This window comes from Lichenifustis flavocetrariae, from assembly GCF_026130545.1.
In the GTDB taxonomy this organism is placed as follows: domain Bacteria; phylum Pseudomonadota; class Alphaproteobacteria; order Rhizobiales; family Beijerinckiaceae; genus Lichenihabitans; species Lichenihabitans flavocetrariae.
In genome coordinates, this window is the sequence record NZ_JAMOIM010000005.1 from 85,552 (window position 1) to 98,983 (window position 13,432).

Annotated in this window: 11 protein-coding genes; 6 read left to right on the forward strand and 5 right to left on the reverse strand. The window is 64.4% G+C overall.

The genetic code is table 11. From position 1 onward, the window contains the following. Positions 1-5 precede the first annotated feature (5 nt). From M8523_RS09585 to M8523_RS09600, 4 genes are all read right to left on the reverse strand, one after another. Positions 6-1,022: an ABC transporter permease gene (locus tag M8523_RS09585; protein WP_282584637.1), complete on the reverse strand. Its 1,017-nt coding sequence runs from the start codon at positions 1,020-1,022 to the stop codon at positions 6-8. Next, positions 1,019-1,816 carry an ATP-binding cassette domain-containing protein gene (locus M8523_RS09590; protein ID WP_282584638.1) on the reverse strand — a complete coding sequence of 266 codons (798 nt, stop codon included), beginning with the start codon at positions 1,814-1,816 and terminating at the stop codon, positions 1,019-1,021. Before M8523_RS09590 ends, M8523_RS09585 begins: the two co-directional genes overlap by 4 nt. Before the next feature lie 24 nt (positions 1,817-1,840). After that, entirely contained in the window at positions 1,841-2,770 is a 930-nt protein-coding gene (locus tag M8523_RS09595; protein WP_282584639.1) for an ABC transporter substrate-binding protein, read from the reverse strand. A gap of 100 nt (positions 2,771-2,870) precedes the next feature. Further along, positions 2,871-3,452: a helix-turn-helix domain-containing protein gene (locus M8523_RS09600; RefSeq protein ID WP_282584640.1), complete on the reverse strand. Its 582-nt coding sequence runs from the start codon at positions 3,450-3,452 to the stop codon at positions 2,871-2,873. A 395-nt stretch (positions 3,453-3,847) separates the two neighbouring features. Here M8523_RS09600 and M8523_RS09605 point away from each other — a divergent pair, with 395 nt between their 5' ends. Further along, entirely contained in the window at positions 3,848-4,813 is a 966-nt protein-coding gene (locus tag M8523_RS09605; RefSeq protein ID WP_282584641.1) for an NAD-dependent epimerase/dehydratase family protein, read from the forward strand. A gap of 9 nt (positions 4,814-4,822) precedes the next feature. Here the strand turns inward: M8523_RS09605 and M8523_RS09610 are convergent, their stop codons facing one another. After that, positions 4,823-5,734, reverse strand: a complete 912-nt coding sequence (locus M8523_RS09610) for an AraC family transcriptional regulator (RefSeq protein ID WP_282584642.1) — start codon at positions 5,732-5,734, stop codon at positions 4,823-4,825. Positions 5,735-5,835: 101 nt separating this feature from the next. Between M8523_RS09610 and M8523_RS09615 the strand changes: the two genes are divergently transcribed. The 5 genes from M8523_RS09615 to M8523_RS09635 all read left to right on the forward strand — a co-directional run bounded on the left by M8523_RS09615 (position 5,836) and on the right by M8523_RS09635 (position 13,355). Beyond that, complete coding sequence (locus M8523_RS09615) at positions 5,836-7,332, forward strand: alpha-glucosidase/alpha-galactosidase (RefSeq protein ID WP_282584643.1); 1,497 nt, start codon at positions 5,836-5,838, stop codon at positions 7,330-7,332. A gap of 89 nt (positions 7,333-7,421) precedes the next feature. Continuing rightward, positions 7,422-9,500 (forward strand): ABC transporter substrate-binding protein, encoded by a 2,079-nt coding sequence (locus tag M8523_RS09620; protein ID WP_282584644.1) that lies wholly within the window; start codon positions 7,422-7,424, stop codon positions 9,498-9,500. Positions 9,501-9,560: 60 nt separating this feature from the next. Further along, on the forward strand, positions 9,561-10,568 hold the full coding sequence (locus tag M8523_RS09625; protein ID WP_282584645.1) for an ABC transporter permease: 1,008 nt from the start codon (positions 9,561-9,563) through the stop codon (positions 10,566-10,568). Next, entirely contained in the window at positions 10,565-11,722 is a 1,158-nt protein-coding gene (locus M8523_RS09630) for an ABC transporter permease (protein ID WP_282584646.1), read from the forward strand. Before M8523_RS09625 ends, M8523_RS09630 begins: the two co-directional genes overlap by 4 nt. Positions 11,723-11,732: 10 nt before the next feature. Continuing rightward, positions 11,733-13,355, forward strand: coding sequence for an ABC transporter ATP-binding protein (locus tag M8523_RS09635; RefSeq protein ID WP_282584647.1), 1,623 nt, complete (start codon positions 11,733-11,735; stop codon positions 13,353-13,355). Positions 13,356-13,432: the final 77 nt, after the last annotated feature.

Genomic DNA, 13,432 nt, shown 5'->3' on the forward strand with positions numbered 1-13,432 from the left:
AATCCTCAGCGCTTGCGGGCGGCGCCGCGGAAGATACGGAAGTTCATCCAGATCGCCACAAGGATGATGGTGCCGGTGACGATCGGCGTAAGAAACGGCGACAGGTGGGCCAGGATCAAGCCATTGCCGATGACTGCCACCGTCAGCGCGCCGAGCACGGTGCCGACCATCGTGCCGCGCCCGCCGAACAGGCTCGTGCCACCGAGCACCACGGCCGCGATCACATCGAGCTCGAAGCCTTGGCCGGCGTTCGACGAGCCGCTGCCGAGCCGTGCCGCGAGCACGACACCCGCCAGGGCCGCCATGGTGCCGGACAGCACGTAGACGAAGAGCGTCACGGCTTTGGTGTTGACGCCCGCGCGGCGCACCGCTTCGGCATTGGCGCCGATGCCGGTGACATAGCGGCCGAACGGCGTCTGGGTGAAAAGCACGAAGGCGAGAGCCACAATGCCGGTTGCGATGATGGCCGGCACGGGCACACCAAGGAACCAGCCGCGCCCGAGTTCCACAAAGGAGAGCGTCGCTGGAATCGGGATGGAATACCCTCCCGTCGTCAGCAACGCGACGCCACGGATGACGCTTAGGCCCGCCAAGGTGACGATGAAGGCCGGGATGCCCTCATAGGCGACGAAAAAGCCCTGCAGCGCACCGATCAGCCCCCCACAGGCAAGCATCAGCAGAACCACCAGAGCCCAGGGAATGCCGGCCTGGATCAGGATCGCACAGAGGGCGCTCACAAGCGCCAAGATAGAACCGACCGACAGGTCGATGCCGCCCGTGGTGATCACCAGCGTCATGGCGGCCGCCACCATCAGCAACGGTGACGACTGCCGCAGGATGTTCAGGATGTTCGGAACGGACAGGAAGTCCTCGGTCGCGACCGAGAACAGCACGACGACGAAAACGAAGAAAACAGCGATCGAGCCGACCCCGCCATTGGCGAAGAAACGGTCCTTCAGGCCACGCGGCCGCAGGCGCGTCGCGGGGGTCGGGACGCTCGAGATCTGCGCCGGGGTACTCATGAGATCGCCACCCCTTCGGCCTGGGTGTTACGGGCCGAGCGTGCGCTGAACTTGCGTCCGACGATCAGGTCGACGACCTCCTCGACATTGGTGTCGGCAATCTGGCGCTCGGCAATGGCGCGGCCCTCATACATCACCTGGATGCGGTCGCAGACCAGGAACAGGTCCTGCAGCCGGTGGGTGATCAGGATGACGCTCACGCCCCGCGCGCTCACGGTACGGATTAGTTCAAGCACCGCCTCCACCTCGGCGACCGCGAGCGCAGCAGTCGGCTCGTCCATGATCAGGACCTTGGGGTCGAACGAGGCCGCGCGGCCGATCGCGATCGACTGACGCTGTCCCCCCGACAGGTTTTCGACGTGGACCGTGATGTCCGGCACCGAAATGCCCAGGCGCTGCAGCATCGCGACCGCATCGGCCCGCATCCGCCGCTTGTCGAGAAACGAGACGCCGAGGATACGCCGGCGCGGCTCGCGGCCAAGGAACAGATTGCCGGCGACATCCACCGTGTCGCAGAGCGACAGGTCCTGGTAGACCATCTCGACGTGGGCGGCGCGCGCATCGGCCGGGGAGGCGAAGCGGACTTCCCTGCCATCGATCTCGATGGTGCCATCTTCGGGCACCACGGCACCCGACAGGACCTTGCTGAGCGTCGACTTACCCGCCCCATTGTCCCCGACGAGGCCGAGGACCTCCCCAGGGGCGAGGTCGAGCGCGACATCGTTCAGCGTCTGGATCGTGCCATAACGCTTGGAGATCCCGCGCATGCGGACCCTGGGTATGGGGGCGGCCATGCTACCTCCGTGTTCGGCTTGCTCTTACTTGAACATGTCCCGGAACTTGTCGACATTGGCCTTGGTGACGATCGTCACCGGCACCTGGATGACAGGCTCGACCTTGCCGCCCTTCTTCAGGCTCTGCAGCGACTCGATCGCCACTTTTCCCTCAGTATAGGGGTCCTGCTGCACCACCGCCGTGACCCAGCCCTCGTCAATCCCCTTGATGGCCTGGGCGGTCAAATCCCAGCCGAACACCTTGACCTTGTCCTTGCGGCCCGCCGTGTCGACGGCCGAGACGGCACCAATCAATTGCGGCTCGCCGGTCGCGTAGATGGCGTTCATGCTCGGATTGGCGGTCATCAGGTTCTCGGAGGCCGTGAGCGCCACGTCCTGCACGTTCTGCCCGTCGACCGTATCGGCGAATGTCACGCCGCTGACCGACGCGGTCTTCTTGAAGCCATCGAGTCGCTGGTTCTGGATGAAGGAGTTGAGTGCGCCGACGATGCCGACCTTGGCCTTGCCGCCCATGTCTTTTTTCACGTAATCGGCGAAGAAGGTGCCGATATCTTCACCGGCCTTGGTGTTGTCCACCCCGACGAAGGCGACGTTGTCTCCTCCGGGGATCTGCGCGTCGACCGCGATCACCGGGATGCCAGCCTTTTTGGCATCGACAATGGCAGGCTTGACGCCGTTCACGTCGATCGCGACGAGCACGATGCCATCCACCTTCTGGGTGATGTAGGTCGCGACCGCGTCGTTTTGGGCGCTCGGCACATTGTTGGCGTTGAAGATCACGAGCTTGTCGCCGGCCGCATCGGTGGCTTTCTTCGCCCCATCGTTGATCTGGTTGAAGAACAGGGCCTGCTGATTGATCGTCACCAACGCGTAGGTGGCGGCCTGGGCCGCGGATGCGCCCGAGGCCAAGAGGGCTGAGAGCGCAGCGCCGCGCAACATCATCGTCCGGTTCATCGCGTGAAATCCCTCTCTACGACGGACCGCATCCCCCCGGAGCTACTCCGTCAGCCAACATTCAAGTCTCTTGAAAAATTGTCAAGAACCTTGAACCTCATCAGAAGGTTGGAGGTGTGTTCACCCAGAAGATGCTGGCAGGTTCATCCCCTGCGTTCCGGTACGCGTGCGGAAGTTCCGAAGAGAATACAAAGGAGTCACCCTGATCCAGCCAGAACGTACGGTCGTCCACTATCAGCTCGATGCGACCTCGCAGGACATAGCCCACCTCCTCGCCGGCATGCTGGATCGGCCCCGCGCTTTCCCCCCCGACCTCGATATGATGGATGTTGCACTGAAGCAGATGCCCGCTCGCATAGGGGATGATGCGCTCAAGACTGATACCTTCGCCCCGCCGCAGCGGATCGAGTGCGATCAGCGGCCGCGACCCGTGCCGGAAGATGATGCCCTCCTCGCCGTGGCTCTCTTCGAACATCCAACCGATATTGATGCCGAGCGCCTGCACCAGGCGATGCAGGGTCGGCAGTGACGGCACGGCCTTTCCGTTCTCGTATTTCGACACGAGACTTTCAGAACAACCGGCGGCTTCGGCCAAGGCTTTCAGGGTCAGGCCCCGCGTTTGCCGCGCCAGACGCAGCCGCAAACTCACGCCCGAGAAGGTCGGGGCGTCTTCGATGGACATATTGATGGATTCACTTCCCACACGGCGATCCGCCGTCCGTCAGCACGGGTTCTAGCGCAACTGGCGGGCAGACCCAACCGGTTCGCAGGATCATAGCTGTTTCATCGTTTGCCCTGATCAATCTCATTTAGCGGAGTGGGGAGATGTTGCGGAGCCTTCTTCGATCCCCTTCTATTTAACTCGGTGGCGTCGCCCTCGCTCTTCCCTGCCATTGGCACTCGCCACTTGTGCCCTATACATTTCCACATGCAGTTTGAAGTTCCGATGCGACGGCCAAGATCGGCGTGCTTCGACCCGAGTATCGGGTCACTCATCTCCTCCGTGCATCGCGCTCTCGACTGCGGTGTCACCCTGATCGCCCGCGCCGAAACCCTCCTGCCGAAAGTCATCTGAGCATGGCCCGCATCGTTCTGATCGGAGGCAGTGGCCATATCGGCACCTATCTGGTGCCTCGGCTGGTCGAGGCTGGGCATGACGTCATCAACGTCACCCGAGGCCAGCGGGCACCCTACCTGCCTCATGCGGCATGGCAGGCGGTCGAAACCGTCACGGCCGACCGCGAGGCCGAGGATCGGGACGGCCACTTCGCAACGCGTATCGCGGCACTCAAGCCCGATATCGTGGTCGATCTCGTCTGCTTCACCGTCCCGAGCGCCCAGGCTCTGGCCGAGGCTCTGCACGGAAGCATCCAGCATTTCGTCCATATTGGTACGATCTGGGTGCACGGGCCGGCCAGCGTCGTACCCACGCCCGAGGAGGCGCCACGTCGGCCGTTCGGAACGTATGGGGTGCAGAAGGCGGCCATCGAGGCCTATCTGCTCGACCGCGCGCGTCGCGACGGCTTTCCGGCGACGATTCTCCACCCCGGTCATATCGTTGGCCGTGGCTGGGCGCCGCTCAATCCAGCCGGGCACTTCAACCCGCAGGTCTTCGCGGCAATCGCCCGGGGCGACACCCTGACGTTGCCGAACTTCGGCCTCGAAACGGTCCATCACGTCCATGCTGACGACGTCGCCCAGATGGTCATGAGAGCGGTTGGCAACTGGCGTGCCTCGACCGGGGAGGCTTTCCATGCGGTCTCGTCCGGGGCCTTGACGTTGCGCGGTTATGCCGAGGCGATGTTCCGTTGGTTCGGTCACGAACCGAACCTCGCCTATCTGCCGTGGGACGCCTGGGCGGCTGGGCAGGATTCCGAGGAAGCGCAGACGACCTACGAGCACATTGCCCGGAGCCCCAACTGCGCGATCGCCAAGGCGGAACGTATTCTGGGCTACGCTCCACGCTTCACATCTCTGGAGGCGGTGCAGGACGCCGTCCTGGCCCTGGACCTCCCTGGCTCCACGCCCGCGCTGCGGAACTGAGAGACGATCTCACCGCATTGCGTTTCCCGAGCCGGACCGCAGCGCGGATGAATACATGCCCGTCGTTCGGAATTCAGTCGGGCTGATCCCGAAGGTGCGGCGGAAAACTTTCGCGAAATAATTCGGATCGTCGAAGCCGCAGGCTTTCGCGACCTCGCCGATGCGTGTTTCGGCGCGGCCAAGCAGGCGGGCCGCCTGGGTCATACGTTCGCGCAGGATGAACTCGGCCGGCGGAAGTCCTTCCTGGGCGGTGAAGACCCGGGTAAATTGTGTGCGGCTCAGGCCTGCGAGTGCCGCGAGACCGGGAATGTCGAGCGGCTGCGCCAAGTGGGCGCGGATGTGGCGCACGATCTTCGCCACGCGACCGTCTCCGCCTGGCTCGGCCTCGTGACTGCGGAACAGCACATCGTCGTAGAGCGCCATCAAAGCCTCGTAGGCCATGGCGGAAATCATGCCCGGCGCCTCAGCCCGGCTTTCGATCAATCGCCGGCAGCAGCCGGCGAGATGTTCGATCGTGCGCTCCTGCAGGCGGAACACGGGACCCGCCACGGCCAGGATGTCGCGCTGGATCGCCACGGCCTCCTGGCCGGTCGTCGAGAGCCAGAAATACTCCCACGATCCGCCCGCCTCCAGCCAGTAGCGATGGTTGTGCGGAACGATGACCAGCATGGTGTCCCCGGCCTCGAGCCGATAACGGCGGCGGCCGTAGAGAAGGTTACCAGCCCCCGCGACCGTGTGTTGGAGCACCGTGAAGGGGGTCTGTCCGCGTCGCAGTCCGTTCCAGTGATAGGGCTCGTCATGGCGGATTTCATAGCCGCAACTCGTCGGCATCGTGTGCAGCCGTCTCCGCCCGCGCGGCACCGAAACGGTGCTCATGACCGGTGCCAAGGCCTTGAGGAGAAGCAGTTCAGGATTACCCATGGAAGTACAAATCACCTCTTGGGCCGGGTCTGTCCAGCGAGGTAAAGTTCTCGCAACAAGACAGCCGGAAAGGCCGCTTCGTCGAACAGAGGGAGAAGCCCATGGCTGCGCGGCTGAAGATCGCGTTCATTGGCGCCGGAAGCGTCGGATTTACCCGCACGTTGGTGAAGGACATTCTCTGCGTGCCAGAGCTGCAGGAGGTCGAATTCGCGCTGACCGATATCAGCGCCCACAACCTCGAGATGATCCGGACCATCCTGGAGCGGATCGTCGAAAGCAACGGCCTTCCGGCTCGCATCACCGCGACGACCGATCGTCGGGAAGCGCTCGACGGCGCGAACTACGTGATCAATTGTACCCGCATCGGGGGTCTCGAAGCCTTCGCGGACGACATCCGGATCCCGTTGAAATATGGCGTCGACCAATGTGTGGGCGACACGATCTGTGCCGGTGGCATCTTCTACGGCCAGCGCTCGATGATGGCACTGCTCGACTTCTGCCGCGACATCCGCGAGGTGGCACAGCCGGGCGCCAAGCTCCTGAACTACGCCAATCCGATGGCGATGAACACCTGGGCGGCGATTGACTCGGGCGGGGTCGACACGATCGGCCTGTGCCACGGGATCCAGCATGGCTGGGAGCAGATCGCCGAAGTGCTCGGCGCCAAGGACCCGAGGGAAGTCGAATACATCTGCTCGGGCATCAACCACCAGACATGGTACACCGATATCCGCTACCAGGGGCGGAGGATCGAACGCGACGAACTCGTCGCGGCCTTCGAGCGCCACCCGGTCTATTCGCGCCAGGAGAAGGTGCGGATCGACGTGCTGAAACGGTTCGGCGTCTACTCGACCGAAAGCAACGGACACCTTTCTGAATACCTGCCCTGGTATCGCAAGCGTCCCGACGAGATCGGCCGCTGGATCGATATGTCCCACTGGATCCACGGCGAGACGGGCGGCTATCTCCGGGTCTGCACCGAGGGGCGGAACTGGTTCGAAGAAGAATATCCGCGCTATCTCGAAGAAGCCGGTGAGCGCATCGATCCCGCCAAACGATCGCTCGAACACGGCAGCTACATCATCGAATCCCTGGAGACGGGCCGGGTGTACCGCGGCCACTTCAATGTGAAGAACAATGGCGTGATCACCAATCTGCCGGATGATTGCATCATCGAATCGACCGGCTTCGTCGACACGTTCGGGCTCAACATGCGGGCCGGCATCACCTTGCCGGAGGCCTGTGCGGCGACATGCCAAGCCTCGGTCAACGTACAGCGCATGTCCGTGAATGCGGCTCTCAAGGGCGACGTCGACCTCCTGAAGCAGGCGGTCCTGCACGATCCGCTCGTCGGCGCCATCTGTTCGCCCGACGAAGTCTGGCAGATGGTCGACGAGATGCTGGTCGCCCAGGCGCACTGGCTGCCGCAATATGCCCACGCGATCGACGGCGCCAAGGCGCGCCTCGCCAAGGGCACGGTCAAGACGCGGGATTGGGCCGGCGCGGCACGCCAGCAGGTGCGCAGCGTCGCGGAAATGCGCGCCGCGCGCATCAAGACCGACGGCCGGCGGCAGCCCGACCAGGAAGTGGTGGCGTAAACCCGCCGCCTGGACGCATGATGACAGCCGTACGGGCCCGAAGAGGCCGACGGTCAGCCGAATAATCGGCGACAAGGGAGAGAAAACCAATGACGATCGTGGCTCCGCCGCTGCGTCCAGCGCGGCACCGTGTCCTGGCCGCCTCGACGGCGCTCGCGCTCATCTCGGGCACGGCCTCGGCCGACGGCCTGAAGGGCGCCGTGCCGCTTCAGGCCGCCCCGCCCATGCAGAGCGGCAAGACCACCAGCATCGACTACAAGGACCTGATGCAGGTGAGGACTCTGCCTGCCTACGCGGAGCCCGCCTGGGTCAGCGACCTCGTCAAGGCCGGCAAGCTGCCTGCCGTGAAGGATCGCCTGCCGCCGGAGCCGGTCGTGGTGGACGTCACCAAATCGGCACCTGACGGCGTCGGCCAATATGGTGGGGTCATCCGCCACGTCTCCGGCTCAAGGCCGCAGGGCTGGAACTGGATGGCCGGCAACATCATGGCTTGGGGCGGCGTCGAGGAGATCATCGACCAGTGCCTCGTCCGCAATGCGCCGGTGTGGATGCTCAGCAAGGAACATGTCGAGCCGCTGCCGCAGCTCGCTACCTCCTGGGACTGGAGCCCCGACGGGCATCAACTGACCATGCATCTCCTCAAGGGTGCCAAATGGTCGGACGGCCAAGCCTTCGGGGCCGACGACGTCATGTTCATGTGGGACGACAACATCTCCGATCCGAAGGTGCCGGCTTGGGCACGCCCCGGCGTTTTCGGCGAGGGCACGACGTTGAAGAAGGTCGATGACGCGACCGTGCTCTGGACCTTCAAGGAAGCCTTTCCGGTCGCCACGATCTACCAGATGGGCTTCCAGAAGCTCTGCCCGGGGCCGGCCCACATCCTGAAGCCGCTGCATCCGAAGTACAATCCGCAGGCCACCTACGACAGCTACATCAATGCCTTGAAGCCCGACCATACGCCCTGGGTCAGCATGGGGCCCTGGACGGTGACGCAGTACAAGCCCGACCAGGTGATGGTCATGCGGCGCAACCCCTATTTCTGGGAGGTCGACACCAAGGGCAACCAGCTGCCCTACCTCGACGAGGTGCAATACAAGCTCTCGACCTGGGAAGACCGCACGGTGCAGACCGTCGCGGGTTCGGCCGACTACGCCAACATGGAAGACCCTTCGATCTTCCTCGAATCGCTGCGGCGCGCCAAGGACCCGGGCTTCCCGGTGCAGATCATCTGGGGCCCGCGGGCCTACGACCATTCGCTCTATCTGAACATGTCGGACGTCTGCGGCGCCGATGATCCCCGTGACAAGGCGGTCCGGACGCTGTTCCGCAATCTCGAGTTCCGCCGCGCCGTGACTCAGGGCATCGACCGGCAGGCGATCGGCCAATCGCTCGTCAAGGGCCCGTTCATCGCGCCCTATCCGGGCGGCATCCATCCGGAAAGCCAGTTCGCCGATCCGAAGACCATCGTCTATTACCCTTACGACCTGAGCGGCGCCAAGGCGGCACTGGACATGCTCGGCTTCAAAGCAGGCGGGGACGGCATCCGCACCTGGCCGGCAGGCTCGGCCATGGCGGGCAAGCCGCTCGACCTCTACCTGACGCATCGCACGAGCTATACGACCGACATCAACATCGCCCAGACGCTCGTCACCATGTTCCGTGAGATGGGCATCAACCTCGTCCTGCGGCCAACGACGGAAGACCTCACCCAGGTACTGCCGCAGTGCCAGTGGGATATCGCGCTGAACCGCGGTGACCGTGAATGGACGGCGCCGGTCATGCAGCTCAACTATATCGCGCCGCTCGACTGGAGCGGGCCCTATTGGCACCTCGGCACGGCCACGCAGGCCCAGAACCTGATGCCGCCGGAAAAGGAGATGCTGGGGCTTATCGACAAGATCCGAACCGAGCGGGATTCCGACAAGCGCAACGACCTGTTTCACCAATTCGACCACGTCTTCACGCAGAACGTCGAGACCGTGGGGCTCATCCAATATCCAGGCGCCATCCTGATCAACAAGCGCTTCAAGAACGTGCCGCCGGGCTCGCCGATCTACGGCTACGGCTGGGGTGAGGACGGCATCATGCGGGAACGCCTTTGGGTTGCGGCGGAGGATCAAGGCAAGGTGCCGGAACTGGGCGCCAAGACGCTACCAGGGGTGCAATAGCCGTCGCAGGAACTCCCCTTCTGCCGCGCGAGCGGGAGAAGGGGATACCGGAGCAACCGCATGGTTTTCTTCCTCATCAAACGGATCCTCTCGGCGTTGGTCCTCGTGCTCGTGGTCAGCCTCGTGTCCTTCCTGCTCATCAAGGCGCCGCCCGGCGACTATGCCTCCACGGTCAAGGCTTCGGCGATCAGCCGCGGCGGCATGAGCGAGGCCGATGCCGAGCAATTGGCTCAGGCCACACGCGTCCGTCTCGGCCTCGACCGGCCCGTGATCGTGCAATATGCCCGCTGGATCGGCGGGATCGTCCTGCACGGCGATTTCGGCCCTTCGTTCCAGCAGAACGCCTCGGCCGGCGAAGTCATCGGCCGGCGGCTCTGGTACACGCTCGGCATCGCGCTCTGCTGCCATATCCTGGCAACGGTCATCGGCGTCAGCCTCGGCATCTTCGCGGCCGTCAACCAGCACCGCATCGGCGACACGGCCGCGACCGTCTTCGCCTTCCTGGGCATGACCATCCCGCGCTTCTTCCTGGCGCTGGTGATCCTTTATGTGCTCGCCTTCGTGGTGCGCTCGCCCGCCATCGGCTCGCTCTTCTCGGCCGAGTACGTCCTGGCGCCCTGGAGTTTCGGGCGTTTCCTCGACCTCGTGCATCACGTCTGGCCGGTGATCTTCATCGCGGCCTTCGGCGGCCTCGCCTACAACCTCAGGGTGATGCGGTCGAACCTGCTCGACGTGCTGCGCCAGCCCTTCATCGAGGCGGCCCGCGCCAAGGGGCTGCCCGAGCGAACCGTCATCCTGAAACACGCGGTGCCGAACGCCATCCATCCGCTCGTCATGTATCAGGGCGTGATCCTCCCCTACATGCTGTCCGGCGAACTCGAAGCGGCGATTATCCTGTCGATCCCGACGATCGGGCCGCTGATGTATTCTTCGCTCATCAGCCACGACACCTATGTCACGGCCACCATCTTCCTGATCCTCTCGGTGCTGCTCGTCGTCGGCAACCTCATGGCCGACATCGTGCTCGGCCTGATCGATCCGCGTGTCCGCGAAGGAGCCCACGCATGACGATGGTGCCTCTCGTCGAGCCCCATCTCGAAGACCCGACCGACACGAGCCTCGCCCTTACCAAGTCGTTGCCTGCGGGTGCCCGGTCGCAAAGCTATGGCGCCATGGTGTGGCGGCGCTTCCGCAGCAATCGCACCGGCATGATCGGCGGCGTCCTCGTGCTGCTGCTGGTCAGTGCCGTGATCTTCGCGGATTTCCTCAGCCCCTACGATCCCGCTGCCCGTGACGGAAGCCAGATCTACATGCCGCCGCAGGCCGTTCACTTCGTCGGCGCGAGCGGCTTCGGGTTGCTGCCCTTCACCCACCCCATCAAGGCCGACGTCGATCCCGTCACCTTCGAACCCACGCTGTCGGAAGACGCCGTGACGGAATGCCGGCCCGCCCTGTTCGGTGCCGGCTGGTCCTATGATCTGTTCGGCCTGACGCTCGACCGCCATCTTCTGACGGCGCCGGAGGGTTGCCCCTTTCACCTCCTTGGGACGGATCGCGATGGGCGCGACATGCTGGCACGGCTGCTGCAGGGCAGCCGCCTGACGCTCTTCATGGCCGCCTTCGTGGTCGGTGTCGCCACCCTGGTCGGCACGGTCGTAGGCGTTGTCTCGGGCTATGCGCGCGGCGCGGTCGATCATTGGATTCAGCGCGTCGTCGAATTCGTGCTGGCGCTGCCGGAGCTGCCCTTCTATTTCGCCCTCGTCGCCATCATTCCCCGCGACACCTCGCCCCTCAACGTGTTCCTGATGCTGGCCGCGATCCTGGCCTGCCTGAAATGGGCGCAGCTCGCCCGCGAGGTGCGGGGCAAGACACTGGCGGTCGGTGGCCTCGATTACGTGAAGGCGGCGGAAGCCGTGGGCGCGCGACCGAGCCGCATCGTGTTCCGTCACGTGCTGCCGAACGTCATGAGCCAGGTGGTCGTCGCCACGACGTTGATGATCCCGTCGATCGTGTTGCTCGAAAGCTTTCTGTCGTTTCTCGGTCTCGGGGTTCAGCCGCCGCTCATCTCCTGGGGCCTGCTGCTCAACGCGGGGCAGGATCTGCAGACGCTCGGCTCCTACCCTTGGGTGCTCTCGCCCATCGGCGCGATCCTGATCACCGTCCTCGGCTTCAACATGCTGGGTGACGGGCTGCGGGATGCGATGGACCCCTACCATAGTTGAGGACGACGCGATGACCACGCCATCCAAGCTCCTCACCGTCGACAATCTGTCCGTGCACTTCAAGCGCGACGAGCACATCGTGCAGGCCGTCGACGGCCTGTCCTTCGCGGTCGAGCGCGGCGAGATGCTGGCGGTGGTGGGCGAGTCCGGTTCGGGCAAATCTGTCACGGCACGCGCCATCATGCGGCTGCTGCCCCGCACGGCGACGCTCGGCCCCGACAGCCGCATCAGCTTCGCCGGCACCCGGATCGATAGCGCGACCGAAGGCCAGATGCTCGGCATCCGGGGCAAGCACATCGCCATGATCTTCCAGGAGCCGATGTCCTCCCTCGATCCGATCTACCGTATCGGCGACCAGATCTGCGAAGGCATCGTTCGGCACCAGAAGCTCACAAAGAAGCAGGCCATGGCACAGGCCTTGAGCCGCCTGAAGGAGGTGCAGATCCCCGATCCCGAGGCGCGGCTTCAGCAATATCCGCATCAGCTTTCGGGCGGCCAGCGCCAGCGTGTGATGATCGCCATAGCGATCGCCAACAACCCTGAGCTGTTGATCGCCGACGAGCCCACCACGGCGCTCGATGTCACGGTGCAGGCCGAGATCCTTCGGCTGATCCGCGCATTGCAGCGCTCGCACAACATGGGGGTGATCATGATTACCCATGACCTGACCGTCGTGAAACGCGTGAGCGACGCGGTATGCGTGATGCGGCTCGGCAAATTGCGGGAATCGAACCGTACCGCCGCACTCTTCGCCTCTCCGCAGGACGGCTATACCCGAACGCTGCTCGCCGCCGAACCGAAGGGCCGACCGCGCCCGGTCCCGGCCGAGCGCCCGGTGGTGCTCGATGTGGCCGATGCCCGGCTCGACTACGTGCTCTCGACCGGCGGCTTCTTCTCGCGCCGCAAGGGCCGGACGCTCGCGGCGCTCGACGGCATCAGCGTGCAGCTCCGCAAGGGCGAGACACTCGGGGTCGTGGGAGAATCCGGTTCGGGCAAGTCGACACTCGGCAAGCTGATCCTGCGTCTCCTCGACGTGAGGGGAAGCGGCAGCGTCGTCTGGTGCGGGGAACACCTTGAAAACAAGACCCGCGAAGAGATGCGCCCGCTGCGCCCGAAGCTGCAGATCGTCTTCCAGGATCCGTTCTCGTCGATGAACCCGCGCTTGAGCGTGCGGCAGATCGTGGAGGAAGGACTGATCGTCAATGGGATTGGAACGTCGGCGCGGGACCGTGAGGCGCGCGTCTGCGAGGCGTTGAGCGATGTCGGACTCGACCCCAACGTTCTCAACCGCTTCCCGCATGAGTTCTCGGGTGGGCAACGCCAGCGCATCGCCATTGCCCGGGCCGTGGTGCTCCGTCCGGACTTCATCGTGCTGGACGAGCCGACCTCGGCGCTCGACCTGTCGGTGCAGGCGCAGGTCATCGACCTCCTGCGTGCGCTTCAGGAGCGCTACGACCTCACCTATCTGTTCATCAGCCACGACCTCAAGGTGGTGCGGGCGCTTTGCCACAATGTCGTGGTGATGAACCGCGGCCGCATCGTCGAGAGCGGCCCGACCGACACGATCATGGACCACCCGACCGAGGACTACACGAAGCGGCTCGTGCGCGCCGCCTTCGAGGTGGCGGCGTGACCTGACAAACCTCTTACCGTCGTGACCGGGCCTGTCCCGGTCATCCAGGCGAGCGCGTCGACCTCCCCGGCCGCGAG

Excerpts from the sequence above, each read along its gene's own strand:
- M8523_RS09585 (WP_282584637.1), bottom strand. The coding sequence starts at position 1,022 with ATGAGTACCCCGGCGCAGATCTCGAGCGTCCCGACCCCCGCGACGCGC.
- M8523_RS09590 (WP_282584638.1), bottom strand. The coding sequence starts at position 1,816 with ATGGCCGCCCCCATACCCAGGGTCCGCATGCGCGGGATCTCCAAGCGT.
- M8523_RS09595 (WP_282584639.1), bottom strand. The coding sequence starts at position 2,770 with ATGAACCGGACGATGATGTTGCGCGGCGCTGCGCTCTCAGCCCTCTTG.
- M8523_RS09600 (WP_282584640.1), bottom strand. The coding sequence starts at position 3,452 with ATGTCCATCGAAGACGCCCCGACCTTCTCGGGCGTGAGTTTGCGGCTG.
- M8523_RS09605 (WP_282584641.1), top strand. The coding sequence starts at position 3,848 with ATGGCCCGCATCGTTCTGATCGGAGGCAGTGGCCATATCGGCACCTAT.
- M8523_RS09610 (WP_282584642.1), bottom strand. The coding sequence starts at position 5,734 with ATGGGTAATCCTGAACTGCTTCTCCTCAAGGCCTTGGCACCGGTCATG.
- M8523_RS09615 (WP_282584643.1), top strand. The coding sequence starts at position 5,836 with ATGGCTGCGCGGCTGAAGATCGCGTTCATTGGCGCCGGAAGCGTCGGA.
- M8523_RS09620 (WP_282584644.1), top strand. The coding sequence starts at position 7,422 with ATGACGATCGTGGCTCCGCCGCTGCGTCCAGCGCGGCACCGTGTCCTG.
- M8523_RS09625 (WP_282584645.1), top strand. The coding sequence starts at position 9,561 with ATGGTTTTCTTCCTCATCAAACGGATCCTCTCGGCGTTGGTCCTCGTG.
- M8523_RS09630 (WP_282584646.1), top strand. The coding sequence starts at position 10,565 with ATGACGATGGTGCCTCTCGTCGAGCCCCATCTCGAAGACCCGACCGAC.
- M8523_RS09635 (WP_282584647.1), top strand. The coding sequence starts at position 11,733 with ATGACCACGCCATCCAAGCTCCTCACCGTCGACAATCTGTCCGTGCAC.